The sequence below is a fragment of the Streptomyces albireticuli genome, from assembly GCF_021228125.1.
Taxonomy (GTDB): Bacteria; Actinomycetota; Actinomycetes; order Streptomycetales; family Streptomycetaceae; genus Streptomyces; species Streptomyces albireticuli.
The window spans coordinates 156,551-182,481 of sequence record NZ_JAJQQS010000018.1 but is presented as its reverse complement, the minus strand read 5'-3'; the positions used below and the strand labels follow the sequence as shown (position 1 = coordinate 182,481).

At 70.8% G+C, this 25,931-nt stretch carries 29 protein-coding genes; 18 read left to right on the top strand and 11 right to left on the bottom strand.

Annotated features, from left to right (window positions below; genetic code table 11):
- Window positions 1-2: 2 nt before the first annotated feature.
- The 4 genes from LUZ64_RS28655 to LUZ64_RS28640 form a co-directional block, all read right to left on the bottom strand.
- Complete coding sequence (locus tag LUZ64_RS28655) at window positions 3-587, bottom strand: hypothetical protein (RefSeq protein WP_095582446.1); 585 nt, start codon at window positions 585-587, stop codon at window positions 3-5.
- Entirely contained in the window at window positions 584-1,903 is a 1,320-nt protein-coding gene (locus LUZ64_RS28650) for a radical SAM protein (protein ID WP_095582447.1), read from the bottom strand. The genes LUZ64_RS28655 and LUZ64_RS28650 overlap by 4 nt, the downstream gene beginning before the upstream one ends.
- A 156-nt stretch (window positions 1,904-2,059) precedes the next feature.
- The gene (locus tag LUZ64_RS28645; RefSeq protein ID WP_095582448.1) at window positions 2,060-2,530 is read right to left on the bottom strand and encodes a hypothetical protein; all 471 of its coding nucleotides are present in this window, start codon (window positions 2,528-2,530) and stop codon (window positions 2,060-2,062) included.
- 148 nt (window positions 2,531-2,678) lie between these two features.
- Entirely contained in the window at window positions 2,679-3,158 is a 480-nt protein-coding gene (locus tag LUZ64_RS28640) for a hypothetical protein (protein ID WP_095582504.1), read from the bottom strand.
- Between the two features lie 439 nt (window positions 3,159-3,597).
- Between LUZ64_RS28640 and LUZ64_RS28635 the strand changes: the two genes are divergently transcribed.
- The 4 genes from LUZ64_RS28635 (at window position 3,598) to LUZ64_RS28620 (ending at window position 7,195) form a co-directional block, all read left to right on the top strand.
- A complete protein-coding gene (locus LUZ64_RS28635; protein WP_211305077.1) occupies window positions 3,598-4,095 on the top strand; it encodes a sigma-70 family RNA polymerase sigma factor in 498 nt (165 codons plus the stop codon).
- Window positions 4,092-4,727: a hypothetical protein gene (locus tag LUZ64_RS28630; protein ID WP_095582449.1), complete on the top strand. Its 636-nt coding sequence runs from the start codon at window positions 4,092-4,094 to the stop codon at window positions 4,725-4,727. The genes LUZ64_RS28635 and LUZ64_RS28630 overlap by 4 nt, the downstream gene beginning before the upstream one ends.
- A 112-nt stretch (window positions 4,728-4,839) precedes the next feature.
- Window positions 4,840-6,426: a beta-propeller fold lactonase family protein gene (locus LUZ64_RS28625; RefSeq protein ID WP_170116808.1), complete on the top strand. Its 1,587-nt coding sequence runs from the start codon at window positions 4,840-4,842 to the stop codon at window positions 6,424-6,426.
- Between the two features lie 16 nt (window positions 6,427-6,442).
- The gene (locus LUZ64_RS28620; RefSeq protein WP_095582451.1) at window positions 6,443-7,195 is read left to right on the top strand and encodes a DUF1775 domain-containing protein; all 753 of its coding nucleotides are present in this window, start codon (window positions 6,443-6,445) and stop codon (window positions 7,193-7,195) included.
- 147 nt (window positions 7,196-7,342) lie between these two features.
- Here the strand turns inward: LUZ64_RS28620 and LUZ64_RS28615 are convergent, their stop codons facing one another.
- Window positions 7,343-7,765: a cysteine/serine endopeptidase inhibitor gene (locus tag LUZ64_RS28615; RefSeq protein ID WP_095582452.1), complete on the bottom strand. Its 423-nt coding sequence runs from the start codon at window positions 7,763-7,765 to the stop codon at window positions 7,343-7,345.
- 421 nt (window positions 7,766-8,186) lie between these two features.
- Here LUZ64_RS28615 and LUZ64_RS28610 point away from each other — a divergent pair, with 421 nt between their 5' ends.
- Window positions 8,187-9,041 (top strand): glycoside hydrolase family 19 protein, encoded by an 855-nt coding sequence (locus tag LUZ64_RS28610; RefSeq protein WP_095582506.1) that lies wholly within the window; start codon window positions 8,187-8,189, stop codon window positions 9,039-9,041.
- Between the two features lie 123 nt (window positions 9,042-9,164).
- Here the strand turns inward: LUZ64_RS28610 and LUZ64_RS28605 are convergent, their stop codons facing one another.
- Both LUZ64_RS28605 and LUZ64_RS28600 read right to left on the bottom strand, forming a co-directional pair.
- Window positions 9,165-9,518 carry a hypothetical protein gene (locus LUZ64_RS28605; RefSeq protein ID WP_095582453.1) on the bottom strand — a complete coding sequence of 118 codons (354 nt, stop codon included), beginning with the start codon at window positions 9,516-9,518 and terminating at the stop codon, window positions 9,165-9,167.
- A gap of 138 nt (window positions 9,519-9,656) precedes the next feature.
- On the bottom strand, window positions 9,657-10,526 hold the full coding sequence (locus LUZ64_RS28600) for an SDR family NAD(P)-dependent oxidoreductase (protein ID WP_095582454.1): 870 nt from the start codon (window positions 10,524-10,526) through the stop codon (window positions 9,657-9,659).
- A gap of 58 nt (window positions 10,527-10,584) precedes the next feature.
- On the opposite strand from LUZ64_RS28600, the gene LUZ64_RS28595 reads away from it, so the two are divergent.
- The 6 genes from LUZ64_RS28595 (at window position 10,585) to LUZ64_RS28575 (ending at window position 14,494) form a co-directional block, all read left to right on the top strand.
- Window positions 10,585-11,331: a TetR/AcrR family transcriptional regulator gene (locus LUZ64_RS28595; RefSeq protein ID WP_095582455.1), complete on the top strand. Its 747-nt coding sequence runs from the start codon at window positions 10,585-10,587 to the stop codon at window positions 11,329-11,331.
- Between the two features lie 562 nt (window positions 11,332-11,893).
- Window positions 11,894-12,706 carry an SDR family NAD(P)-dependent oxidoreductase gene (locus tag LUZ64_RS28590; protein ID WP_095582456.1) on the top strand — a complete coding sequence of 271 codons (813 nt, stop codon included), beginning with the start codon at window positions 11,894-11,896 and terminating at the stop codon, window positions 12,704-12,706.
- A 45-nt stretch (window positions 12,707-12,751) separates the two neighbouring features.
- Entirely contained in the window at window positions 12,752-12,826 is a 75-nt protein-coding gene (locus tag LUZ64_RS37840; RefSeq protein WP_372478750.1) for a 50S ribosomal protein bL37, read from the top strand.
- Window positions 12,827-12,915: 89 nt separating this feature from the next.
- Window positions 12,916-13,785, top strand: coding sequence for a GNAT family N-acetyltransferase (locus LUZ64_RS28585; RefSeq protein WP_232398919.1), 870 nt, complete (start codon window positions 12,916-12,918; stop codon window positions 13,783-13,785).
- 7 nt (window positions 13,786-13,792) lie between these two features.
- The gene (locus tag LUZ64_RS28580; RefSeq protein WP_143593266.1) at window positions 13,793-14,092 is read left to right on the top strand and encodes a hypothetical protein; all 300 of its coding nucleotides are present in this window, start codon (window positions 13,793-13,795) and stop codon (window positions 14,090-14,092) included.
- A gap of 12 nt (window positions 14,093-14,104) precedes the next feature.
- Window positions 14,105-14,494: a hypothetical protein gene (locus tag LUZ64_RS28575; RefSeq protein ID WP_170116810.1), complete on the top strand. Its 390-nt coding sequence runs from the start codon at window positions 14,105-14,107 to the stop codon at window positions 14,492-14,494.
- 105 nt (window positions 14,495-14,599) lie between these two features.
- Here the strand turns inward: LUZ64_RS28575 and LUZ64_RS28570 are convergent, their stop codons facing one another.
- Window positions 14,600-15,202 (bottom strand): TetR/AcrR family transcriptional regulator, encoded by a 603-nt coding sequence (locus tag LUZ64_RS28570; protein ID WP_095582459.1) that lies wholly within the window; start codon window positions 15,200-15,202, stop codon window positions 14,600-14,602.
- Window positions 15,203-15,277: 75 nt separating this feature from the next.
- On the opposite strand from LUZ64_RS28570, the gene LUZ64_RS28565 reads away from it, so the two are divergent.
- Window positions 15,278-15,535, top strand: coding sequence for a hypothetical protein (locus LUZ64_RS28565; protein WP_095582460.1), 258 nt, complete (start codon window positions 15,278-15,280; stop codon window positions 15,533-15,535).
- On the top strand, window positions 15,528-16,547 hold the full coding sequence (locus tag LUZ64_RS28560; RefSeq protein WP_232398917.1) for an alpha/beta hydrolase: 1,020 nt from the start codon (window positions 15,528-15,530) through the stop codon (window positions 16,545-16,547). Before LUZ64_RS28565 ends, LUZ64_RS28560 begins: the two co-directional genes overlap by 8 nt.
- 113 nt (window positions 16,548-16,660) lie before the next feature.
- Here LUZ64_RS28560 and LUZ64_RS28555 read toward each other — a convergent pair whose 3' ends face one another.
- The 3 genes from LUZ64_RS28555 to LUZ64_RS28545 all read right to left on the bottom strand — a co-directional run bounded on the left by LUZ64_RS28555 (window position 16,661) and on the right by LUZ64_RS28545 (window position 21,096).
- Window positions 16,661-18,130, bottom strand: a complete 1,470-nt coding sequence (locus LUZ64_RS28555; RefSeq protein ID WP_095582461.1) for a GntP family permease — start codon at window positions 18,128-18,130, stop codon at window positions 16,661-16,663.
- Window positions 18,131-18,269: 139 nt separating this feature from the next.
- Window positions 18,270-18,884: a DJ-1/PfpI family protein gene (locus tag LUZ64_RS28550; RefSeq protein ID WP_095582462.1), complete on the bottom strand. Its 615-nt coding sequence runs from the start codon at window positions 18,882-18,884 to the stop codon at window positions 18,270-18,272.
- Between the two features lie 40 nt (window positions 18,885-18,924).
- On the bottom strand, window positions 18,925-21,096 hold the full coding sequence (locus LUZ64_RS28545) for a pyridoxal phosphate-dependent decarboxylase family protein (protein WP_170116811.1): 2,172 nt from the start codon (window positions 21,094-21,096) through the stop codon (window positions 18,925-18,927).
- Window positions 21,097-21,557: 461 nt separating this feature from the next.
- Here LUZ64_RS28545 and LUZ64_RS28540 point away from each other — a divergent pair, with 461 nt between their 5' ends.
- The 5 genes from LUZ64_RS28540 (at window position 21,558) to LUZ64_RS28520 (ending at window position 25,923) form a co-directional block, all read left to right on the top strand.
- Window positions 21,558-21,878: a GatB/YqeY domain-containing protein gene (locus tag LUZ64_RS28540; RefSeq protein ID WP_095582464.1), complete on the top strand. Its 321-nt coding sequence runs from the start codon at window positions 21,558-21,560 to the stop codon at window positions 21,876-21,878.
- Window positions 21,879-22,203: 325 nt separating this feature from the next.
- Window positions 22,204-23,517, top strand: coding sequence for a phosphatidylserine decarboxylase family protein (locus LUZ64_RS28535; RefSeq protein ID WP_095582465.1), 1,314 nt, complete (start codon window positions 22,204-22,206; stop codon window positions 23,515-23,517).
- Window positions 23,518-23,529: 12 nt separating this feature from the next.
- Window positions 23,530-24,411: an Ig-like domain-containing protein gene (locus LUZ64_RS28530; RefSeq protein ID WP_095582466.1), complete on the top strand. Its 882-nt coding sequence runs from the start codon at window positions 23,530-23,532 to the stop codon at window positions 24,409-24,411.
- A complete protein-coding gene (gene bufB, locus LUZ64_RS28525) occupies window positions 24,366-25,289 on the top strand; it encodes an MNIO family bufferin maturase (RefSeq protein ID WP_211305078.1) in 924 nt (307 codons plus the stop codon). The genes LUZ64_RS28530 and bufB overlap by 46 nt, the downstream gene beginning before the upstream one ends.
- Window positions 25,282-25,923 carry an HvfC/BufC N-terminal domain-containing protein gene (locus tag LUZ64_RS28520; RefSeq protein ID WP_095582467.1) on the top strand — a complete coding sequence of 214 codons (642 nt, stop codon included), beginning with the start codon at window positions 25,282-25,284 and terminating at the stop codon, window positions 25,921-25,923. The genes bufB and LUZ64_RS28520 overlap by 8 nt, the downstream gene beginning before the upstream one ends.
- Window positions 25,924-25,931: the final 8 nt, after the last annotated feature.

Sequence of the window (25,931 nt, the reverse complement as noted above, 5' to 3'; positions counted from 1 at the left end):
CCTTACTCACGTGACGACTTCGGTGAGCCGTCGGACGGGGTGATGACGAGGGAAGGCCCGCCGGCCTCTTCGGGGGTGGCCGTGATACGGACGGTGACGAGGTTGCCCAGGGCCCGGGAGAGCCGTGCCGCCATGCGGTCGATCCGCTCCGGCCAGTCGGCGGGGGCCGCGTGCGGGGGTACGACGATCAGTTCGAGTACGTCGGCGGGGTGGGTGGCGCTTCCGTCGGCCACCGGGCCGGAGAGCGTGAGGTGGGCGGGTGCCGGATCGAGGTCCGCGGCGGCTCGTGCTCGGACCTCCTCCACCACGCGCCCGCCGAGGTCGGCGAGGCCGTCGAGGGCCTTCCAGGCGATGTGTCCGCGGACCGGGCGCACATGATCGCCACGGGCCCGGTGCTCGAGCATGCCCAGCAGGCCGAGGCGGAAGAGCGTGGCCTCCAGCTGCGTGAGGGCCACGGACGCGTCGCGGGCGAGCTCGGCGAGGGGCAAGGGCGCGTCACCGAAGGCGGTGTGGTGCGCTGTGAGGGCCGTGACGATGCGGCCCGAGGCGCCGGGGAAGAGCGCCGGGATCGGCGTGCGGAAGTTCACTTCGCTTCCTCCGGTGTCTCGGGCAGGCTGTCCATGAAGGAGCTGACCGAGAAGACCGCGCGCCCCGGACCCGCCGGCCCGTACCCGGGCGGTGAACTCAGTCCGAACTCACGCATCGTGGCTCCGTAGGCCTCCAGCAGCCGGACGTGGTACTCCAGCGGTGCCCCCTGGGGGTTGGCCCGGCCCAGGGGTGTGGTGGGTTCGGGGCACCAGGTCGTGAACCGCGGGACGATGCCGTGGGACATGAAGAACCGCAGGCCTTCCACCGTGGAGGCGATGGCCTCGTCGACGGTGGTGAAGCCCGCCGGGGCCGCCATCTCCACACCGGCCACGAAGTTGGGGATCACGTTGCGCGGCCCGAAGACGTCGGCGGAGTCCAGGATCCGGCGGTGCCATTCGTCGCGCCCGACGTGCCGTTCCTTGCCCGGGCAGTAGAGCTGGAAGAGCCGCTCGTCCCACACCTCGTAGTTGGGGTGGTAGATGCGGATGCCGTAGTCGTGGAAGCGCCGCACGTCGGCCTTGGGGAGGGCCTGGGCGACGACCTTGCCGATCCAGCGGCCCGGGAAGCGCTCCTCGATGGCCTGGGCGTACCGCCCGTAGAAACCGGCTTCGTCCCGCCCGCCGACCCGGCCCGTAATCGCCCCGCCGGTCAGGGTGTACGCCGTGGAGGCCCCCGCGGTGTCGTGCCGGTCGATGATCTCCAGGGCCTCCAGCACCTCCTCGACGGGTTTGACGCCGGTGTAGGGGCGGCCGGCGGCCTTGTGCTGGTGCCAGTTGTGGTTGATGTCGCAGTACCGGCACTCCTGCTTGGCGCCGAAGTACTGGCAGACCCGGAAGACCGTCAGGTAGATCAGATAGCCCCACTGGATGGTCGGCGCGACCTCCATCACCGACTTCCCGTTGGCCAGCGCGTGCCGGTAGTAGTCCGGCATCGGCGGCAGACCGACGTCCGCGATCCGCGCGCCGTCGAGATAGAGCCCGAGGAGGCCGTCGGGGCCGGCCGAAACCCGGTAGGGCGACGCCGGGTTGACCCGCACGGACACCACCGTGCGGCGCAGCCCGTAGGGGCCGCCGGTCAGCACCACTTCCTCCGGCGGGCGGCGCAAGGCGGCCTCGCCCAGCTCGGGCAGGGTTCCGTGATCGAAGGAGAAGATGAAGTACGACTTCGGCTTCACCTCACCGCCGTCGTTGCCGCTCAGCGCCGAGGCGTCGAAGGCCATGCCGCCGCGCAGCAGATCCTCCTTGATCACCGCTTCCCGCGGCAGGTGCGGGAAGCGGTCCATGAGTCCTTCGACGAGAGCGGTACGGCTGGGCATGTGCTGATCTCCTCCAGGCGGCCGAGGCCGCTCAGGTGTTGCGTCGGGGGTGTATCCCGGGTCCTTCGGTACGCGACCGGGCAGGGCCGGGGCGGGTGGGCCGTCGGGCGGGAGCGGAGGACTTGAGCCTCGCGCGGGGTCCGGTACCCGTGCCGGTCAGTGGACGAGCACCCTGTGCTGTTCCCGCCACAGGGCCAGCACGTCCTCCCGCCGCTCGGGGTGTGCGGCGAACCACATGGGCCGGGTGACGGGCAGCCCTTCGTGTCCGTCCCGGTCGACGGACACGACCGTGAACTCGAAGCGGGCGAGCGGGCTGCCGGGAGCGTCCGGCAGCCGGGCCGGGGCGAGCCGGACGTGGAAGACGTCCGGTGGCGCGGCCGAGGTGAGCAGCGCGGGCCGTCCGCTGCCGAGGTTCGCGGCCGTCCGGCTGCCGGGCCGCACGGCCGCGCGCAACCGCCGGTCGCCGATCGGGCACAGGTCCCCCACGCTCAGCACGCACGGACGGGGGCAGCCGTCCGCGTCCACGGTGACGAGGAGGAAACATTGTCCCTCCGGCCGCTCCCTCTCGGAGGGGGTGAACAACCGCAGGACGGACCGAGGCAGCTGGTCACCCAGCGGTACGGACATCACGCCACTCCTCGTCGTCGACGCGCCGGTTCATCCGCCACGGCTGGGCACGGGCGGGTTGTTCCCGCGCGTCACGGGGGTTCTCGCCGGCTTCGGCCATGGATGGGCATCGACGACGAAGCCGGCGAGAGTCAGGGGCCCGGTGGTGTCAGGGCGCCGGCCGTTGCCCGGTCGGGGGATCCGTGAGGACCTGCTCATATTCCGTCAGTACGTTCAGAAAGGAGGCGCGGCCCCACAGCGCCAGTCCCAGGGCCGCGACGAAGACGGCCGACACGTGCAGGGCGCACGCCGGGTCCGTGCCGGTGACCTGCCGTACCGCCGCTTGGTCGTCGCGGGCCCAGGCCCGTACGGCCTCGGCGACGGCGGGACCGTAGGACGGTGGCACCGCGGGGGCGATCGAGTCCGCCAGGCGCAGCAGACGGCAGATCCGGATGTCGCGGTCGCCGATCTCCACGATGCTCAAGGTGAACTGGAGCAGGCCGCCGAGCACGCCGTATGCGATCGCCCGCCCGGACGGATCCAGCGCGGCGAGGGTCTCCGCCACCGCGGTGGGGTCGTGCTCCGCGTACCCGCGTACGAGCGCGAGGGCACCGTCTTCGGCCGATGGTTTCTGGCCAGCTTCTTGCATGACCACCACGCTAGATCCGGAAGATGTTCTTCCGGATCGGGCTCTGGTCGTGGTTCCGCCTGGTCAGAAGGCACTAGGACCTGTGACCCATGGGGTCGTCCCAGGGGTCGGCCCTTGCCGAGGGCACGGTCGAAGAGGGGCGGCGGGCGGTCCCGGTGGCGTTCGGGCCTGGCCGGGTCGGTCACCTTTCGCCGCGTCCGACACCGGTCGTGCGAAGGCTCCGGGCATGACAGTCGCACCATGTGGCTCAGGTCACGTTCGATCCCTTCAACACTGCCGCCCCTGCCCCCGTATCCCCTCGCGCAATCACGCATGGCGAGATCGGAGGATGCCGGATGGGTGTGTGGCATGCCGGGAAAGGCAGGCGTTCGTAGTGGGCGTCCGCATGTGGCGCGCTCGGCGGAAGGCGGAGGGAGCGGCTTTCGGTAGTGAGAAGGGCGTGCGGGCCGCCTATGCCGAGTTCGGTGGCGAGCTTCTGGGTTTCGCGCACAACGCGCTCGGTGACCACCAGCTGGCCGAGGAGGTGGTCCAGGAGGTGTTCCTGCGGGCGTGGCGCGCTTCGGACTCCTTCGACAGCAGCCGTGGTACCCCGCGGACCTGGCTGTACGCCATCGCCCGCAACGTGATCGTGGACGCCCGGCGGCGCCGGGAGGCCCGGCCGCCCGCGGCCCGTGCGGAGGAGGCGGGGCGGGAGGGCGCGGGCGCGGACGCCGACCCGTACGACCGGTTGCTGGCACGGATCGAGTTGCGCGAGGCCCTGGACCGTCTGCGCCCCGAGCACCGGGAAGTGGTCATCGAGGTGTACTTCCTGGGCAGGAGCTGCGCGGATCTGGCCGGTGAACTCGGCATCCCTGCCTCCAGCGCCCGCAGTCGCCTGTACCACGGCATCCGCGCGCTGCGCGGCATCCTCGACGAGAACGGATGGCTGGCGCCATGAACGACTTCTGCACCGCGATCCGCGAGGAGGTCACGGAACTCCTGCTCCTGGGCAGGCCGCTGCCCGATCCGCTCGCCCGCCACGCGGCGTCGTGCGAGGGGTGCGCCCAGGAAACGGAAGGAGTGCGCCGGGTGGTGCGCACCTTCGAGCGGGCCGACTTCCTCCGTGTCCCGTCCGCTCTTCCCGAGCCCAGCGGGACAACCGTCGTCGACACGGTACGGGCGCGCATGCCCGTACGCCGCCTGGTGGCGGCCGGAATCGCGTCCCTGGTGCTGGCGGCCTGCGCGGCCTTCGTCACCGTCGTGGCGGACGCCGGTGACGACACCCGCACGTCCGTCGCCTCCGTCCACGTCGCACAGGACGGTGAGATGATCGCGCATCCCTGGGGCACCGAGATCCCGGTGTCGCTGTCCGGACTACGGGCCGGCGGCACTTACCGGCTGATGACGGGCGACTCCGGTGGTGAGCGGGTGCAGGCGGGCAGTGTGCGGGTGAGCGGGCGGGGCGAAGCCCCGCTGCGCGTGCGCATGACCACCGCCATGAGCAAGGACGCCGTCGTCACGCTGTACGTCCAGGACGCTGACGGGCGCTTCGTCGCCCAGGCCCCCGCAGGGCCGCGTCGCAGGGCCTGACACGGGGCGGCGTCCCGCCTCGTCGTCCCCGGCCACCCCCTCATCAGGGCCGGTTGTCTGCCGGACCCTCCCTCAACGCACCCACAGGTGTGCCTTATATGGAGGTTTGTCAGTGTTTTCGATCAGAAGGATCGCCGGTGTCACCGCGGTGCTGACCGGCATCGGAGCAACTGCGCTCGGGGCGGTGAGCCTCGCCCAGGCCGCCCAACCGTCGCACCCGACCTCCGTCCGGCACGGTGAGGTGAAGGCCGCCGCGGCTTACGGAAAGTCGGTCCACGTGCCCATATCGGGCCGCGATCGCGTGTACACCGCCGACCAGACCTCCAACACGGTCACGGTCATCGACCCGTCCACCGGCCGGACGCTCGGCACGATCGCCCTCGGAGTCCAGCGTCTGGGCACCACGCTCAGCCCGCAGTACACCGGCAACGTGGGAGTGCACGGTCTGGCCTTCTCCCGTGACCACAAGCGCCTCGGCGTGGTGAGCGTCACGAGCAACACCGTCGACATCATCGACACGGCCACCAACAAGGTGATCAGCGAGACCGACGTCGGCCGCGCCTCGCACGAGGGCACCTTCACCGCGGACGGCGAACAGTTCTGGGTGGCCGACCGCGGACGCGACACCGTCACGGTCGTCGACGCGGTGCGCGGAGGCGTCGTCACCCACATCAAGGTCGGCCCCGGCCCGTCCAAAGTGGTTCTCAGCCCCGACGGCAGGACGGCCTACGTCAACCACATCAGCGCGTCCGAGATCACCGCGGTCGACGTGCGCACCCACAGGATCCGCTACACCGTCAAGGGCCTGGGGGACGCCTTCTCCTCCGACGAAGCGATCTCGCCCGACGGCACGGAGCTGTGGGCATCGCATAAACGCGCGGGCCTGACCAGCGTCGTCGATCTCCGGCACCGCAGGGTCACGGCCGTGCTGAAGACCGGACCGGACTCCAACCACCCCAACTTCGCCGACACGAGGAACGGCTCGTTCGCCTATCTGACCGTGGGCGGTCTCGACCAGACGCTCGTCTACCACCGTAACCCGGGCGGCACACCGCGGTTGGCGACTCGGATCCACCACACCGGGCACGCACCGCACGGCATGTGGCCCAGCGGAGACGGCACACGCATGTACGTGGGCATGGAGAAGTCCGACACGGTCGACGTCATCGACACCGCGACCAACAAGGTGACCGACACGATGGGCGTCGGCAAGGAGCCCCAGGCCCTGGTGTACGTGCCCGACGCGGCGCCCGCCGGATCCGCGGCCAACCTCGGCCGCCAGGGCCTCGGCGACACACCACGTAACGTGCCCACCACCCTCCCCGACGGAACGGCGGGTGAGCCCATGCGCCCGGACGACAAGGGACGCCGGCTGGAAGCCACGGTCCGGACCGTCAGCGGACTCGGCATGATCCAGCTCCAGGCCCGTGACCTCCGGCCGACCACGACCTACCGGGCGTACGCGGTCCGGAAGGACGGCGCCAAGACACCGCTGCTGTCCTTCACCACGGACTCCTCGGGCAACGCGGCCCAGGTCCTGGCCTTCGCCGACTTCACCGGCGTGGGTGTCTCCCTCACGTCCCAAGGCAAGGCCACCGCGCAGACCCTGGCCCGGATGTCGGCCGCGGCCACCTCCGCGCACCACGGCTCGGACAGCGGTGTCGAGGCCGCCGACCTCCTGTACTGCGACTGCTGCTGAAAGGACGCACGCCACCATGACACGCACACCTCGCACGCGCCCCGGCCGGCGCGCACACCGGACGGCCGCGGTACTGGCAACGGTCGTGGGAGCACTCCTCCCGCTCACGGGAACCGCCTCGGCACACGTGCGGGTGTTCTCCGAGGGCGCCACGGAGGGAAGCCCGGCCACACTGCGGTTCCGGGTCCCCTCCGAAAAGGCGGACACCACCACCGTACGTGTCGACGTCACCCTCCCGACCGGGGTCACGTCCACAGGTGTGCCACCGGCCTCTGGATGGACACGCACGGAAATCCCCGCCTCCGCGGGCGGGGCGGCGCACATCGTGTGGACCGCCGCGGCGGGCCACGAGCTCAAGCCCGACCGACACCGCTATTTCGACGTTCAGGTGGGGCCGCTTCCGAAGAAACCGAGCATCGCCTTCGACGTGGCCCAGACGTACTCGGACGGCACCGTGGCGAACTGGAACCAACAGCCGACGGGCGGCAAGGAACCGGACTTCCCGGCAGCCGTACTGGTCCTCGACGCCACTGCCGCCAAGGCCGGGCAAGCCCGAGGGGACGTGACGGTACGGCCGACACCGACACCGACACCGACACCGACGCCGAATCGGACGAGCGCTGCGACTGCGACTGCGATTGCGGCAGCGGGTGCCGGGGACGAAGGGCCGGGCGTGGCTCCATGGCTTCCATGGACCGTAGCGGGCGCCGCGGCCTCGGCCGCGGGTGCCATGGTCGTGATACGCCGCAAGACGAAGTTTTGCGAATGAGTTTTCGTATCACTCAATCATGGTGCCGATGAGGATAGCGGCGGCAATTCTGGGGAAATTACCAGGAATTCGGGGGTGCGGGGAGGAGTGGGTTCCCACTCCTCCCCGTCATGGTTCGACCAGTCATTCGGCGGGGGCGCGCCGGGGTCAGCGCACGAATTTCCAGGTGATGCCGTTGACCACGCCCCGGTCGAGCGGTGCCAGCTTCTGGAAGGCCAGGCGGCCGAGGTCGATGTGGGTGCGGTCGCAGGAGAGACACTTGTCCTTGACCGGCACCCTGATGGTCTTGCCGTTGTAGCTGACCTCGACCGATATGCCCTTGCAGAGAGGGTCGTTGTTGGGGTTGGCGGAGGTCCACCACGAGGGCGAGACCGCGACCAGGTCCTGGGAGTTCGCGTCGATGGGCGTCCCGCAGGCGCCGAATCCCTGGTCGGTGTAGTAGGTCATCTTTCCGTTCATCGGCTGGCCGATGGGCACGTCGGCGGCCGCCGGTCCCGCGGCGACGGCAATGCCGGTGGCGGCGACCGCCAGGATGACGGCAGCGGAGCGCGCAGCTCGGTTTCCACGCATGGTCTCTCCTCGTTCAGGGGTAATGGCGGGTGGGTGCACTCCACGGATCCGTGGAGCGAGCATCCCGGAAACCGGCATCGCGGAGCCGCGACGGCTCGCCGGTCGGGAAGTGGAAGGACAGCGGCAATTCTTCGGCACGCGTCCGGCTTTCGGTCCATGAGTGCCATGCGGGGCGACGCCGACGCAAGTCCCCGCAGTGACAGTTGTCCGGAATCGGTTGCCAAATGCAGCTGGTTTGGCTGCCCATGACGCATGTCGTTGACAACGAAGTTGAAGAGTTATTCACTGCGCAAGGGTGACGGCCGCAGCGCCTTTCGCCGGCCCCGTCACGCATTCAGTGAGCGAGTGTCACCTCAGCGATCCGACCCCCACAGGAGTCACCGTGAGAAGAAACCGCTTCGTCACCTTGCTGCTGGCCGTAATGGCTCTGGTCGGTACGGTCCTCCTCGTGCCCTCCGGCACGGCGAGTGCCGCGGGCCCGTGCGACAGCGCGCCCAACTGGACGGCCGGTGCCTGGTATCCGGCGGGCACGGTCGTCCGGTACACGGACGGCAAGTACTACCTCGCCGAACACGACAATCCCGGCTACGACCCGATCATCAGCACGTGGTACTGGGACCCTTACACCTGTCAGGGCGGCGGCAACCCGGGCACCGGCAAGTTCCCGGTGACGGAGGCCCAGTTCCAGCAGATGTTCCCCGGCCGGAACTCCTTCTACACGTACAACGGGCTGATCGCGGCGCTGTCCGCGTACCCGGGATTCGCCAACACCGGCAGTGACCAGGTCAAGCGGCAGGAGGCCGCGGCCTTCCTGGCCAATGTCGACCACGAGACCGGTGGCCTGGTCCACATCGTGGAGCAGAACACGGCCAACTACCCGCACTACTGCGACCGGAACCAGCCCTACGGCTGCCCGGCCGGTCAGGCCGCCTATTACGGGCGCGGTCCGCTCCAGCTCAGCTGGAACTTCAACTACAAGGCGGCGGGCGACGCCCTCGGGATCAACTTGCTGAACAACCCGTCGCTCGTCCAGAGCGACGCGGCCGTCGCCTGGAAGACCGCCCTGTGGTACTGGAACACCCAGCGCGGCCCCGGCAGCATGACGCCGCACGACGCGATGGTCAACGGTCGTGGATTCGGGGAGACCATCCGCAGCATCAACGGCGCCGTGGAGTGCGACGGCCGCAACCCCGCGCAGGTGCAGAGCCGGGTGAACAGTTACCAGCGATTCGCCCGGACGCTGGGTGCGGACCCGGGTGGCAACCTCTACTGCTGAGCCCCGGGCCGGCGGCTGACGCGCAGGCTCCGCGGGGGAGTTCTGGAGGCCATGGAATCCCATGGCCTCCAGAGCTCTGTCCGGAGCCCGTGCCTCCCGCGGAGCCGAGGGCGGTGTTCGCGGTCAGACGGCCCGGAAGCTCAAGCGCGGTGCCCGGGACTTCCAGGTGTGGAAGTCGTTGGCCGGCTCCGAGAGGACGTCGCCCGTGCAGTCGGCGTTGGCGTACATGTCGAGCCGCTTGTCGGTCAGGTTGAACACTCCGTAGGCGGGGAAGGGGAGCGTGACGCAGTCCGCCCCGGGGTCGGCGTGCCAGGACGTCCTTCCCTCGAAGGGGGTCTCGTAGAAGCACGCGGATCCGGTCACGCAGATCTCCCGGGTATCGGGGCCGGCGGCTGACGCGGAGCCGGTGAGAAGCGTCAGCGAGAGCACCGACGCCGAGACGCCGATCGTGAGGACGGATTTGATTCCAGGGCCCATGACTGCCTCCGTGAAGTCCGAGTGGTCAGGCGTGAAGTGCGAATGGTCGGGCGATTTCGCGAGGACGGGGGCGCGGGGCTTCCCCGGTCCGCCGCGACGAGGAGCGGTGTTCCGGTCGAACCGTGTGACGCGGCCGGTCTACGCGATGTCCGCCGGAAGCCCGACGGGGTACCGCGCGCCGAAGTCGGCGGAGACGGAGACGGCCTGCCAGGCTTCGGCCTCGGCCGTCCGCCGCCGTGAGTGGTCGAGCGCCATCCGGGCCGCGTTCGCGCCCAGGGGCAGATGGGTGGGGAGGTGGTCGCGCTTGACCACGCGCACCAGGATCGCGGCGGCGCGGTCCGGGTCGCCGGCGGTACGGCTGTCGCGGACCTGGTCGTTGAAGGCGCCGACGGTCGCCTGGTACTCCGGCGGGATGTCCTGGACGTCCATGGAGGCTCCGGCCCAGTCGGTGGCGAAGCCGCTGGGCTCGACGACCAGGTAGCGGATACCGAAGGGCGCGGTCTCGGTGGCGAGCACACGGGTGAGGCCGTCGATGGCGAACTTGGCGGCCTGGTAGGAGCCCAGGCCGGCACTGCCGCCCACCCGGCCGCCGATGGAGGAGAACTGGACGACGGTGCCGCCGCCCTGGGCCTTCAGCAGGGGGAGCGCCGCCTTGGAGACGTTGTACACGCCCCAGAAGTTCGTCTCGAACTGGCGGCGGAAGTCGTCCTCCGGGGCCGTCTCGACCGGGGCGACGTTCGCGTAGCCGGCGTTGTTGACGATGACGTCGACGCGGCCGAAGCGGTCACGGGCGGCGCCGAGCGCGGCCGCGGCGGCCTGGGCGTCGGTCACGTCGAGCGCGAGCGGGAGGACCTTGTCGCCGAACTTCTCGACCAGATCGGCGAGCTGTTCCGGCTTACGGGCGGTGGCGGCGACCTGGTCGCCCGCCTCCAGGGCGGCGACCGCGAGGGAGCGGCCTAAGCCGCGGGAGGAACCGGTGATGAACCACGTTCGGGTCTGAGGTGCCATACGGATAGCAAAACACGGTTGCGTTAATAGCGCAACCTCGTTGCGTTAGAATGTCCGCATGGTCAGCCGCAGTCAGCCCACACGAGCCCGGAGCCCCGAGGCCAAGCGCGCCCGCGAAGCCGCGATCCTCGACGCGGCGGCCCGCCTGGCCACGGTGAACGGCATCCGGGCGGTGACCCTGACCGACATCGCCGCAGAGGTCGGCCTGCACAAGTCGGCGATGCTCCGCTACTTCGAGACCCGGGAAGAGATCTTCCTCCGCCTGGCCGCCGCCGGGTGGGTGGAGTGGTCGCGGGAGGTGCGCGAGCGGCTCGCCGCCCTCGCGCCCGGAGCGGGCGGCGGGGACGGTGGGGACTCCGCGCATGCCGCGAACGGCGCGGACCCGGAGCCCGGCCCGCGCGCGGCCGCCGGCCTGCTGGCCGAGACGCTGGTCGCGCGCCCCCTGTTCTGTGACCTGCTCGCCCACACGCCGATGACGCTCGAGCACAACGTCTCGCTGGACAGCGTCCGGTCCTTCAAGGTGATCGCCATCGCCGAGGTCGTGGCCGTGGGCGAGGCGCTGCGCCGGGTGGTCGCGCTGACCCCGGCGCAGGCCGGCGACGTCGTCGCCACGGCCACGGCGATGGCGGGCGCCCTGTGGCAGATGGCCGCCCCGGGAACCGCACTGCGCCGCCTCTACGAGTCGGACCCGGATCTGGCCCACGCCGTCGTCGACGTCGCCCCCCGGCTGACCGGCATCCTGAGCGCGCTGCTGCGGGGTTACGGCGCCGACGGCGCGGGCCGGCCGGCGGATCAGGTGGAGTAGCGGGGGCGTCACAAGACACCGGCCGGCGTCCGTCCGCTGCGTGAAGAGGCGGTCACCGCCGGCGTAGGGCATCCGGATCCCGGCGGTGCGCGACGGCGTGGACCGCTTGGTGCCGATCGGCCGGGGCCGCCGGGTCGGCGACAGCGACGCCGTCGCCCCGTACCGAGCGCGGTGGCGCCGGCGATTCCGCGCGGTGCCGCCGGCAGGGCCGCCACTCTCCCGGCAGGTGACCGGCGTCGGCGACATCAGGGCGGCGTAAGGAACATGACGCGCCGGTTGAACCCGGGTCTGCCGTCCCTTTGTATGGATGACGTGAACAGCCCTCTGCGCCACGACGACCGACCGCCTCATACGGCGTGCCGAGTCCTGCGCGCTGTTCCGCCTCCGGTGCTGTAGAAGCGCCGGAAGCCTTTACCGCGGCTCCCTGATACCGGGAGCCGCGGCGTCTTCGCGCATCCCGTCACCCGCGCTCACCGAGCCGATGACGGAAGCGTCCGTTCGTACGAGAGCCCCCGCCGCAGGCGGTCGCTGTCGTCTTTTCCCTATCCCGGAGTGGATCCTTATGTCTTCTGCGCTCTCGCCTGCCTCCCGGACGGTGCTGGTCACCGGTGCCACCTCGGGCATCGGCTGGGAGACCGCGCGATTGCTCGCCGCGCGCGGTGACACGGTCATCGTGCACGCCCCGGACCAGGCCTCCGGCGACGACGCCGTCGCCCGCCTGGTCGCGTCCGGCACCGACACCCTGCGGCTGCGCCTCGCCGTCGCGGACTTCTCGCGGCTGGACGAGGTGCGCGCCATGGCCGCCCGTATCGCCGACGCGCACCCCGTGCTGGACGTGCTGGTGAACAACGCGGCCGTGGCCGCCCCCGAACGCCGCACCGTGACGGACGACGGCAACGAGCTGTCCCTCCAGGTCAACTTCCTGGCCGCCTATCTGCTCACCCATGAGCTCTCCGGCCCGCTCGGCGCCCGACCCGGCAGCCGCGTCGTCAACGTGTCCTCGGCCATGCACCGCACCGCGTCCATCTCCTGGAACGACCCCCACCGCGCGCGCCGTTACTCCCGCCTCGCCGCTTACGCGCAGTCCCAGCTAGCCCTGACGATCTTCGCGCGGGAGAGCGCCCCGTGGACGTCCGTCAGTGTGCATCCCGGCGTCTGCGACACCGCCCTGATGCCGTTGTACGCGCACGAGGGCGACTCCGCGGCCGAGGGCGCCGCGCGTGTGGCGCGCCTGTGTGATCCGGCCACGGAGGTGGAGGGCGGCGCGTACTACGACGGCACCGTCCTCGCCCCCGCCGCGCCGGTCGTGCTGGAGGACCGCACGGTCCGTCGTCTGTGCAAGCTCGCCGACCAGCTGGTCGCCCAGCACGCCTGACCGACTCTCCGAACGACCCCCTGAAGAGCGAAGGAAGGACGACCGATGTCGAAGCGCGCTCGTAAGAGACGAGCCCGTCGCAAGAAGAACGCCAACCACGGCAAGAAGGCGTGCACCTGACGGCCGTACACCTCTGACCGGCGGGCGGTGCGGAACCAGGGGGTTGGTTTCGCGCCGCCCGTCTCGTGCGTGGTGGGGAGTGGAGTTCTGTGTTCGAGGAGATCGCGCGCCGGGTTATGACGTCCGGTGCGGGGGAGTGGGCGTCGTGGTTCCCGCCGGGGATGCCCGGCCTGGGAGCGCTGCCCGACCACGTGCGGTTCACCCGGACCGGGCGATGGTGGGCCGACCGGCCGTCGTCGCCCCGGGCGGCGGCGCTCACCTGCGCGGGGTACACCCTGATGGGCGGTGACCCGCGCGCGGTGCCCCCGGAGGCGCTGGCGCCGCTGGCCCACGGCTACTTCGCGGTGCCGGACAGATTCCTGCCCCTGCTGGGGGAGGCGTTCGAACGGGTCGTGCCCTGGGAGCGCATGCTCTGGGTGCGCGGCGACAGCGCGCCGGTGACGACTCGACCGGTGACGGGCGTGAAGGTCACCGTCCGACGGCTGACGGGTGCGGACGCCCTGGCGGTCCGCGGGCTGGGCCCGGACCTGAGCTGGATCGCGGGCACCTGGGGCGGACCGGGCGGGCTCGCCGCGTCGGGCCTCTGCTGGGGCGCCTTTCGCGAGGGGCGGCTGCTCTCCTTGGCCTGCACCTATTTCCGCGGCAGCCTGTACGAGGACATCGCCGTCGCCACCCGCCCCGAGGAGCGCGGCCGAGGACTCGCCACTGCCTGTGTACACGGCTTGTGCGCGGACATCACCGCCCGGGGCACCCTGCCGACCTGGACGTGCTCGCGCCACAACGACCCCAGCCGTCGGCTCGCGGCCGGTGCCGGATTCCGCCTGCACCGCGAGTACGTGCACTACGCGGTAGGAGCATCGGCGGTCCCTTCCGGACGGCAGGCTGTCAGCACCTCCTTTTTGGCCGCCGGACCTGACGCGAGGGTGGAGGGCGCGTGTCGGCGGGTCCGCCGCCGGTAGCGGAAACGTGAGAGAGGACGTGCCGCGCACGGCCCCGATTCCGGTCAAGCCCGGCAAATACCAGATCCACGCCCACATCATCGGACCGACCTCCCTCCTGACAGCCACCGAGCGCGCCGTCAAGATCGTGGGGTCGCCCTATGTGATCCACCTGGCCTACCACCAGGCCGCGGGGCTGGCGTTTCCCCGGGCGACGCCCTCCGGATATGTGGTTTTCCGGGCCGTACCCGGATCAAAAGCCGCCGTCGCGGCGCCTTCCCGATTGAGCGCAACTCCCCAGCAGAGGCTAGGATTTGATCTTTCTTGAGAAGGGGCGCTCATGGGCACCAGGTTTATCGAGGTAGACGAATCCCGGCAAGGCGAGCCGGGGGTGCGGAAGGGAGGCAGGACATTGACAGTGGGAGACCAGTCCATCACCCAGGACGCATGGGTGAAGGTCGAAGCCTACGACGATCTCGATCCGACCGTGACCGGGGATGTCCATCTGCACACGTTCGCCGTCCCGGGTATGGAGGTTCGGGTCGGAGCCGCGAAGAATGACGAGGACGAAAGCGGCGAGTTCGAAACCAGACTGATCCCTTCTGTCCAGTATTACCAGATCGAGCTCGGGCCCGATTCGCTGAATAAGCTCCATGACGCGCTCAGGCCCTTCATCGCGGCCGCGAAGGAATGCGAGCCGCCGAAGGGCCGCAAGGTACGCGTCAAGTAGTCCGTCCGTCCTCGTGGGCGGGGCCGGCGGTGCGCGCCTCGCCAGGCCGCGCCGCGTCACGGGGCCCGGGGTGGCCCTTCCGTCCGGCCGGGCGCCGCGCTCGGCTCACCGCGCGGTCCGGAGGGCGGCGAGTCGTCGGTCGAGCGTCGCCAGGGCTTCGCCGGGGGTGCGGCGGCCCATCAGGACCTGCATGCCGAGTCCGTCGGCGAGGGCGATCAGGGCGTCCGCCTCCCCGTCCGTGTCGGTGCCGGGGCGGACGTCTCCGGACGCCTGTGCCGTGCGGAGCAGCAGGGCGACGAGTTCCGCGAGCCCGTCGTACTGTTCGCGCTGGACGGCGGCCAGGGCGGGGGTGACGGCCGCGTGGGCGGCGAAGGCGAGCCAGGCCCGGCTCTCCGCCAGCGTCGGTTCGTCGTGCGGCAGGATGCCGGCGAGCGTGTGCCGCAGCATCGTCGTGGCCGAGCCCGGGTCGGCCGAGTCCGCGATCCGGCCCTGAACGCGCGCGCTGACCCGGGCGTTCATGTCCTCCACGACGGAGGCCATCATCTCCTCCTTGCTGGGGAAGCAGCGCTGCACGGCTCCGACCGAGACGCCGGCCCGGGCCGCCACGTCGCGCACGGTCATCCCCTCGAGTCCTTCTTCGCTGACGAGGGCGAAGGCCGCCGCCACGATCCGACGCCGCCGGCTGTCGTAATCCACCTGTCTGGGCATGCCCTCGATTCTAGTGATACTTTCGTATCGATACGAGCGTATCGAATCCCTTGTTCAAGCGACCTGAGGAGCGGCATGACCGTCACACGCGCGAGGCGACACAGTCCCGGCAACGGGCAGCGCACCCGCTGGCTCCTGGGGGTGATCCTGTTCGTGCAGGGCTTCGGTTCGGCCCTCACGGAGGCGCTGTGGAGCACCAGCTTCGGCGTGGCCGGCCTCCTCAGGGGCGCGGGCCTGCCGCGGTGGACCGACCTGGCGGTCGGCGCGCTCGGCGCGGTGCTCCTCGCCTGGGCGCAGGCCGTACGAGGCGCGGAACGGCGGGCACGTGCCTGAGCCGGCCGACGCGTCCCCGTCCGGCGGAACGCCCGAGCGCGCCCCGGCCCGCGGAGTCGCCAGACGGTGGCTGTTACGGCGGGCCGGGACGGTGGTCGCCGCGGCCGGCGCGGGCGCGGCGGCGGGCGGTCTGCTCGGCGCGCGTGCCGCGAAGGAGAAGGGCGCGACCGGGCAGCGCCCGACCTTCCTCCTCGTGCACGGCGCCAACAGCAACGCCTACACCTTCGCGCCCCTGATCGCCGCCCTCACCCTGGAGGGCCACCGCGCGCTCGCCGTCGACCTCCCCGGCCACGGCACACAGGCGAACTTCCCGCCCTCCTACCAGGCGCCGCAGGACCTGGCCGCGTTCGCGACCGCCCCGTCACCGGTCCTCTCCCGGACCACCCTGGAGGACAACGTCCGCCATGTCGCGGACGTCGTGCGCGGCGTCGCCCGCCAGGGTCCGGTCATCCTGGTCGGCCACAGCATGGGCGGTGCCACGATCACCAGGGTGGGCAATCAGGTGCCGGACGCGATAGCACGGCTGGTGTACATGTCGGCGTTCTGCTGCGTCCGGATACGTACCGTCCTCGACTGCTTCCTGGTCCCCGAGGGCAGGACGACGCTGCTCCCCACCATCCCGAGCGTCGGCGACCCCGAGCGGACCGGCGTCCTCCGGAACAACTGGCGCTCGGCGGACGCCGGCTTCGTCGCCAAGGCGAAGGCCGCCTTCGCGGCGGAGTACGGCGACGCGGCCTTCCGCAACGCGCTCAACACCTTCGAGCCGGACGAATCGGCCTCGCTCATCCGCGACGACGCCCGCGGCCACCCGGCGACATGGGGCCGCGTCCCCCGCAGCTACCTGCGCTTCACCCTGGACCGCAGCATCCCGCTCGCCCTCCAGGACCGGATGATCAAGGAGGCCGACGCGGCGACCCCCGGCAACCGATTCGACGTCCACTCCCTGCGCGCCCCGCACCTGGGCCCCGCCGACCCGGCGCCTCTGGCCGCCGTCCTCGCGGGACTGGCGTGACGGCCCGCCCCCGTGTCCGCCTTCCGGCTCACCCCCGTATCCACCTTCCGGCTCACCCCCGTGCCCACTACGTGGCACCCGTGCACTACGAACTCGCCTAACCTCGACCGGTCTCAGACGACCGTGCTGAGGGCCGCCGCGACCGCGAAGCCGGTCACCGAGAGGACGGACTCCAGGACCGTCCAGGACCTGAGGGTGTCGCGCTCCGAGATGCCGAAGTACTTGGCCACGATCCAGAAGCCGCCGTCGTTGACGTGCGAGGCGAAGATCGAACCGGCCGAGATCGCCATGATGACCAGCGCGAGGAACGGCTGGGAGTGGCCCGCGTCCTCGACCAGCGGGACGGTGATGCCCGCGGTGGTGACGATCGCGACCGTGGCCGAGCCCTGTGCCACGCGCAGGACCAGCGAGATCAGGTAGGCGAGGACGATCACGGGGAGCCCCATGCCGTCGAAGGTGTCCGCGAGGGCGTCGGCGATGCCGGAGCCCTTGAGGACCGCGCCGAAGACCCCGCCGGCGCCGACCACGAGGAGGATGTTGCCGACGGGCTTCAGCGAGGACGTCGAGACCTTCTCCAGGGACCGCCGGGACCAGCCGCGGCGGATGCCGAGCAGGTAGTACGCCATGAGCAGGGCGATCGTCAGGGCCACGAAGGGATTGCCGAAGAACTCGACGACGGACCGCGGGGTCGACGGCGCGAACATGATGGAGGAGAAGGTCGCGGCCAGGATCAGCAGCAGCGGCGTACCGATGATGACGAGCACGGTGGCGAAGGACACCGGTGTCTCGCGCGGACTGCCGCCCGCGGACCGCTGTTCGGCGGCGATCGCCGCCTTGGCCTCCTCGGCGGCCTCGGCCATGTCCTGCGGGACGGCGACGAAGACGCGCTCGCCGATCCAGCCCGCGTAGACCCAGGCGGCGAGCACGGCGGGGATGCCGCAGGCGATGCCCATGACGACGATCCAGCCCAGCGAGACGTCGAACAGACCGGCCGCGGCGACCGGGCCGGGGTGCGGCGGCAGGAACGCGTGGGTCATCGACAGCGCCGCCAGCAGCGGCATCGCGTACAGCAGGACCGACCTGCCCGAGCGCTTCGCGGCGGCGTAGACGACCGGCGCGAGGACGAAGACGCCCACGTCGAAGAAGACGGGGATGCCGAAGATCAGGCCGGTGAGACCCATGACGAAGGGGGCGCGGTGCTCCCCGAAGAGGTTCAGCAACCGCCCGGAGAGGACCTCGGCGCCGCCCGACACCTCCAGTATCGAGCCGAGCATCGTGCCGAGGCCGATGATGATCGCGATGTGTCCGAGGATGCCGCCCATCCCGCTCTCGATCACCGAGACGGCGGCGGACTTCTGTACCGTGCCGAAGAGTTCGGTGACCGAGAGCCCCGCGGCCAGACCGACCGCGATGGAGACCGTGAGCAAGGCCACGACCGGCTGCAGCCTGACTTTGATGATCAGGAGGAGCAGCAGCGCGATGCCGAGGACGGCCACGGTCAGCAGACCGCCCGTACCACCGACGAGGGCCAACAGGCCGCCGGTGTGGGGAGTCCGGGGTGGTGCGGCCGCGCCGTACAGCATGGGAACTCCATTGTTCGCACGGGGGATCCCGCTCGGAGACCCGGTGTTGGCCGGGATGCTAGGCGCGGTGCAGCGAGCTGCGCAACAGTCGTTGCGCAGCTCGCAACGGCCTGCCGCGGGGCGGCGGCCGGAACCCCCGTCACGCCCGCCAGACCGTGCCGCGCCGCTCGTACTCCAGAAGGGCCTCCAGCTTCACCGCGAGATCGGCCCCGGCTTCGCGCCGTACCAGCCACAGGGCCAGGTCCAGGCCCGAGGTCACGCCGCCCGACGTGACCAGGTCGCCGTCGTCGACGACGCGGGCGTCCTTGACGACGCCGCCCTCCTTGACCAGCTCGGCCTTGGCGCCGTGGTGCGTCGTGCACGGGCGCCCGTCGGTGATTCCGGCGGCGGACAGGAGCATGGCGCCGGTGCAGACGGCGGCGATCGTCAGTCCTTCGCGCTGCCGGGCGGACCTCAGGGCCTTGGGCAGGTCACCCCGCTCGATCTCCGCCGTGACGCCCGGTTGGCCCGGGCGCTTGGGATGCCAGCCGCCTCCGGGCACGACGAGGACGTCGGCCGAGTCCGGTGACCAGCCCGACTCCACCTCGACCCGCGTCCCGTAGGAGGTCGTGACGGTCCGCGGCCCGTCGAGCGTCACATACGTCGCCGCGAAGGCCCCGGGGCTTATGTGCCCCGCCGCCGAGAACACCTCGTACGGGCCGGTGAAGTCCTGGTCCTCGGCACCTTCGAACAGCACGATCTGTATGTGACGCATGGTCTTCTCCTCGTGAGGGCGTGATGTCGCGAGCAGCGGGTCAGGGCGTCAGGTTCATCTCTTCGACACAGCGCACCACCGTGTCGCGGAGGGCCTCGACGAGGACGGGGATGAAGTCGCCGTCGGCGGTGTCCGTCATCCAGGGGTCCATCGTCGTGGAGATCAGGTACGTGACCGGCGTCAGCGGGTCCTCGCCGACGACGCCGAGCCGCCCGCAGAACGCGTCGATGAACTCCCGGCCGTGGAGGGCGGGGTCGAAGTCGGACGAGGTGACGATGAGGGGAGGCATCTCGTGGGCCTGCGGGGTCCTGGGCTCGACCAGTTCCGGAAGGAGCCTGAGCCGCTGGGCGATGTGCTCGTTGAGCTGATTGGCCACCTTCAGGCTGGTGTTGGGACGGCCGTCGACGACCGGGTTGAACGCGTACCCGATGATGATCTGGTCCGAGCCCAGTTCGCGGAGGCGCTTCATGGCCTTGTGGTCCCCGAGCAGCTCCTCGTTGCGCTTGGGAACGATGTGCTCGCTGATGTAGGCGAGCTCTTCCTCGACGAGCGTCGGGTCGGGGTGCGGGGCCCGTTCGGCGGGGATGCGCTGGCAGGTGGCGAGGGTGAACGGGTCGCCGGGCCGGGCCATGGTGCGGACGGCGGCGTAGAAGCGCTTGCTGTTGAACAGCGCCTGGCCGAGGATGCGCCCGTAGCCGCCGGCGTCGGTGCGGATGACGCGGTGGCTGAGGTAGACGCCGGCCGCCGCGGCACCGGGCTTGGAGCCCTCGACGCCGAAGAGGCCGACGTTGGTGTCGACGGGCGCTCCCTGGTCGATGTAGGCGGCGCCCATCGCGATCAGGTCGCGTTGCCGCTTGTCGCGGTAGCACAGGCCGCCGGCCGGGTAGGGGACGTAGCCGGCCTTGTGCGGGTCGATGCTGATCGAGTCCGCGCGGTGCAGCGCGTCGTACTGTTCGTTGACGTAGCGGCTCATGGCCAGGTCCGGGGTGATGCGCGGCTTGCCGTTGTGCGGCTTCGGCCGCTTGACGGCGGCGAAGTAGCCGCCCCAGGCGGCGTCGGCGTGTATCGGGTAGCCCAGACCGAGCTGCGCGTATTCGTCGCGCAGGTCGAGGATGCCGGCCAGGGGGTCGACGGCGCTGAGCTCGGTGCTGCCCACGACGGCGACGTCCAGCAGTACGGGCCGGCGCAGGCGCAGACACTCGTCGAGCAGCTCGCGGCGGGCCTCCACGGTGGCCCGCGCGTCGAGGTCGACGCCGACGGGGAGCAGGTTGTCGCGGCCGATCCCGAGGACGGCGGCCGCCTTGGGCCAGCTGTAGTGCATGGTGGCCGACGCCAGTATCACGCCGGGCTCGACCTCGTCCTTGAGGAAGCGGCGGAAGCTGTCGTACCCGAGGTGCTGGATCGTGTACCGGTCGACGAGGTTCAGCTGGTCGTCGGTCAGCCGGTAGGCGTTCCGCAGCCGGGTGGGCAGGTCCAGCACGGTGTTCGGGCGCAGGTTGACCAGCTGCCAGGGGGTGAGTTCCAGGAGCGGCCGCTCGGTGCCGTCGGGCAGGGGCACGGTCATGTCGCGGGCCGCCGCGAGCCCGGCCTCCCGGCGGATCGCCTCGGCGACGGCGACGGGGTGGTACGTGAGGTTACGGGCCGACCAGGCGGCCTCCAGGTTGGCCACGGTGCCGTCGCAGGTGATGTGCCCCCAGGACTCCCCGACGGCGTAGCCCAGCAGCCGGCACAGGTCCTCGCCGACCGCCTTCTCCAGCAGTGTGGTGACCGGTGACGCCTCGGCGGCGACGTTGTTCTGGTTGTAGAGCATGCCCGCGAAGTAACCGGCGATGCCGGGGAGGGTCAGGTCCCAGTTCATATGGCCCTGGAAGCGGTAGCTCCAGGCGGGGGTGGAGCCCCGCAGGGAGTTCAGCAGGGTTTCGAACTCGCCCCGCAGGTTCTTGACGTCCTGCTGGTACGCCTCCGAACGCTTCATCTCCTCGGTGACGTAGACGGGGTCGTCCGGGTAGAGCTCCCGCCGGTCGTCGGCCTGCGCCTGGACCGCCGATCGCACGAGGTCCTCCAGCAGTTGCTGGTTCTCGGCCTTCGGGCCGAGGAACCACGCGGCGAGCGTCGAGGTGCCGGGGGCGTCGGTGAGGTCGAAGTGGGACTCGTGGCGCGCCAGGGCATCGGCGAACCGGCGCCGGGCCGAGGGCGTGGGCTGATCGGTCATGACGGCTCCTGCGGAGATGGGAAGTCGGGGCAGGGGTGTGCTTGCGGGGCCGGGGGTGGCGCTCCCCGGTGTCTCTGCGGGGTCCTGCGGGTTCTCTGCGGGTTCTGCGGGGTCTGCGGGGTCTTCGGCAGAGGAGCGGAACAGGGGCAGAGGACGGCGAGGCGGCGTCCCACGCATGCGCGTCCTGTGAGTGACCTGCGCCCTGGCGATCGCAGACTCCTCAGCATGGGCGTGGGCCCGCGGGGCAGCCAGGGGCTATTCGGCCAACTGGAGCGAAAGCCCTTGAAGGGGAGTGAATTCGGTTATTCCGAGCCGCTCGACAGAATCCCGAAGCACGGGCGCGCGGCGGTCCACCGGACGTCCGGCCCGCACCGCAATCGCGTTGTCCCGCTCAGGAGCGCGGCCATAAGGTCACCGGTATGTCTCTACGTCTCCGTATGCGTCAAGCACTGCCCGAAGCGATGCGCGCCCGCGACAAGGCCGCGGTGAGCGCCCTGCGCTCGACACTCGCGGCGCTGGACAACGCCGAGGCGGTGCCCGTCGGCGAAGCCGCGCTGCGCGGCACGGCCCTGGAGCACGCGCCCGCGGGCGTCGGGGTCACCGAAGCGGCGCGCCGTGAGCTGAGCGAGCGCGAGGTGACGGACGTCGTGCGTGCCGAGGTGGCCGAACGGCTGGCAGCGGCAGAGGAGTTGACGACTCTCGCACACGCCGACCGGGCCGCGGGGCTCCGCGCGGAGGCCGACGTACTGCTTCGCTTCCTCGACGGCCCCGGCGTCGCGTAGGACACGGCGTCGCGTAGGACACGGCGCCGCGTAGGCCCCGGCATCGCGTCGCCGAGTCGGCGGCCCGCCGCCGAGCGGTCGCGTACAGGCCAAGCTTTCCTCCGCGAAGTGACCTCAAGTCCGCGCGTGTCGTCGACGGGCACCGCCCCGGCGCCCCACTGAGCAGGCGGAAGGGGAGCGACCTCCTCGGGTCCGCCCCACGCCGGCAGCCGATTCGGGCCACCCGGCCCGGTCCTGTTCCCTGCGCCGCCCTCCGAGGGGGGTGTTGAGCGGTCTCGGCGGCGTCCGGGAACCTGAGCCCCTCGTCCGAAGGAGAGGGGCCCTCATGACCCAGCACACCCCGCAGATCCGGAGCGCCCAGCACATCGAGAGGCGCTACCGGAACTCGTTCGGCCGGGCCGCCGGCTACCTGCCGAAGAACCGTGCGGCACTGGACGCCTGGCTGGAGCAGTTCAGCCGGGACGTCCACGAGAAGCGCGCCCGGAACGCCATCGTCCGGCGCCGGTCCGTCGACGACCTCCAGCAGCTGATCGAGCGCGACGGCGTCATCCGCATGTATGTCAGCCGGATGATCGAGGACGCCCACGCCATCAACGCCGACGCCAAGCACACGGTGCGGGACATCCCGGACCTGCTCGACCACCTGGACTGCGTCGTCACCAGCACCCCCCGGTACTACCCCAAGGGCGACCCCGACCGGAACTTCTTCCCTCTGTCATCCCTGTTCTGCTACATGATGATGACGGAGCCCGGCTACGCGGTGTTCCGCGACAAGCAGTTCAACAGGGCACTGCTCGGCATCCTCCGCGAGTGGTGTACGCACCTGGACAGCCCGGACAGCCGGGACGTCCTGAACAAGGAGGAGCACGGCTGGCTGTCACCCGCCGCCAAGGACGAGTTCAAGCTCGAGCAATTCCTGATCGACTGGGACGACGACCACGGCGGGTTCCCCTCCTACAACGCCTTCTTCCACCGTGAGCTCCTCGACGGCGAGCGCCCGATCGCCGGCAAGCACGACCCCCGTGTCGTCGTCTCGGCCAACGACGGACGGGTCGTACGCATCCGCAGGAACATCAAACGCAGCGACGAGTTCTGGGCCAAGGGACAGAGGTACTCCCTCCACGACATGCTCGACAGCAGCGATCTCACCGACTCGTTCATCGGCGGTGACGTCCTCCAGTCGTTCCTTTCCGGCGCCGACTACCACCGCTGGCACGCGCCCGTCACCGGCATCGTCCGCAGCGCCCGGGTGGTCGAGGCCCTCATGTTCACCGAGCTGGAGGGTGTGTGGGAGCCCAGCTCGGGGACCGAGTCGCAGGTCTACGGGGCATCGGTCAACACCCGGGGGCTGGTCTTCATCGAGGCTCCCGCCCCCCTCGGCATGGTGTGCGTCATGCCCCTCGGCATGACCGAGATCTCCTCCGTCACGCTCACGGTGCGCCCCGGTGACCACGTCACCAAGGGCGACCAGCTGGGCTACTTCAGCTACGGCGGCTCCAGCATGTGCCTGCTGTTCCAGAAGGGCGCCATCGAGGAGTTCACCGTCCCGGACAACCCCGGCGACATGGAGAGCGGGCATCCGATCCAGGTCAACAGCCAGGTCGCCCGGGCCGCGGCCGCGCCCAAGCGCAAGGCATAGGAGGGGGACATCATGGCGGTGAAGAAGACCCCTGAGCCCGGCCGGAAGCCGGCCGCCGGACCGGGACCCTCCCGGACGGAGAACATCTGCGGCCAACCTTCCCAGGACGGGGAACTCCACGTCTGTATGGGCCTCAACTCCTGCGCGGGCCAGGACGTTCACGGGAAGGCCACCATGGCCGGCACGGGCGAGTGCGCAACAGTGCAGCACGTGTGCCACGGCGAAGGCGCCTGCCGGGGCCAGGGCGGATGCGGATACGCGGGGGACGACTACGAGCAGTTCCACCCGGGTGAGCAGGCGTGCCGGTTCAACGGCAGCTGCGCCAGCCCCATCAACGAGAGCCGCGTCTTCTCCGCCGGCCCGCTGAAGGGCAAGAGCGTCTGGCAGCAGGCGCGCCACCTCTTCGAGGGCCGGATGTACGCGGCGGGCAAGGCGTTCGGCCCGGCCCCCGGCCAGGGCGTACCGGACGACTACTTCCCCGAGTGCGAACGGCTCGTGCCCCCGCGGGCCGGTGACTCCGACAAGGCGGCCGTCCTGTTCCGCTCGTCCGCGGACAACCCCCGCTGTCACGAGGGCGTGGCCTTCCCCGTGCTCCAGGCCATCGTGCGCAACAGCGCGGGCAGGCACCTCCCGGACGTCCAGGTCACCTTCACCATTCCGGAAGGTCTGTCGTCCGTCCTGTACTTCAAGGAGGCGGGGAAGTCGCCGAGCCCCACCTGCCAGGTTCCGACCGACGACAAGGGCGTGGCCACCGCCGTACCGCTCTACGCCGGTCACACCACCCCCGGCGACCAGTGGGTGACCGTCACCGCCTCCACACCCGTACCGCCCCCGGCCGACACGGCCACGTGCGACTTCCATGTCACGGTCCTGACGGCCGAGGGGGCGTCATAGCGCCCCGGGAAGCCGCCGGAACGGGGATACGGACCGGCGGCACGGCCCCGCACCTCGGATTCGGGCTCGGCCTCCGAGGGCCGCACATCCCCTACATCCGCGCGCACCGCCCGCCCGTCGACTTCTTCGAGATCATCTCCGAGAACCACCTCGATCCCCGCTCCGACCGCCGCCGCGCACTGGACGAGATCGCCGAGCACTACCCGATCGTCCTGCACGGGGTGTCGCTGTCGATCGGCAGCATCGACCCGCTCGACCGCGACTACCTGAGCCGGCTGAAACGGCTGGCGGACGCGGTGGACACCCCCTGGGTGTCCGACCACGTGTGCTGGACCGGCGTGCTCGGCGTCCACACCCACGACCTGCTGCCGATCCCCTTCACCGAGGAGGCGCTGGCACACGTCGTACGGCGCGCGCGTACCGTCCAGGACGTCCTGGAGCGCCCGCTAGTCCTGGAGAACCCCAGCAGCTACGTGGAGTTCCGTGCCTCGACCCTCACCGAGTGGGACTTCCTGGGCCGGCTGGCCGAGGAGGCCGACTGCGGGCTGCTCCTCGACGTCAACAACGTCCAGGTCTCCGCCGTCAACCACGGCTTCGACCCCGAGGTGTACCTCAAGGCCCTGCCGCACCACCGGGTGACACAGATGCACCTGGCCGGGCACACCGACTACGGGACGCACCTCGTCGACACCCACGACGCCGAGGTGCCCGGCCGGGTCTGGGAGCTGTACCGGCTCGCCGTGGAGCTCACCGGAGGAGCCGCCACCGTCATCGAGCGCGACGACGGCCTCCCGCCCTTCCGCGCCCTGGAGGCCGAACTCGACCGGGCGAGGTCGGTGGCGGCCACCGCCGGAGCGGGGACCGGTCGCCGTGGATGACGTCCCGCGCTCACTCGCCGACATACAGCGGTGGATGCAGGCCGCGCTCCTGGCACCGGGCCGTGTCCCGTACCTGGCGGAGGTGTTCACCGCGTCCGCCACGCAGTCGGCCGAGGAGCGCTTCCGCGTCTACCACCGCGGCTACCGGCTCCGGCTGCTGCGCTGCATGCGCCTGCGGTATCCCGCGATGCTGCACCTGCTGGGCCGGGAGCTCTTCGAACGGTTCGCCCTGGACCACCTGGACGCCAACCCCTCGCGCTCCCCGGTCCTGGACGCCCTCGGCGACGACTTCCCGGACCACCTGGCCCGCACCCGCCCGGACACCGCGGACGGCGGCCCGCCCGAGGAGTGGATCGACCTGCTCATCGATCTGGCCCGGTTCGAGCGGGACTTCACGACCGTGCTCGACGGGCCCGACACCGGCGAGGACGGGGACGCGCTGCTCTTCGAGGCACGCTTCCCCGTCCACCGCTACGCCGCCGCGGTGCGCCACGGGCAGGAACCCGAACCGCCCGGCGCCCAGCCGGTCCGGCTCTCGCTGACCCGCCGCGACGGCACCGTCGTCGTCCACGACCCGACCGACGCCGGCCACCGGGCCCACCGCGCGACGGCCCCGCCGTCCCCGGCCGCCTGACGTCCGTA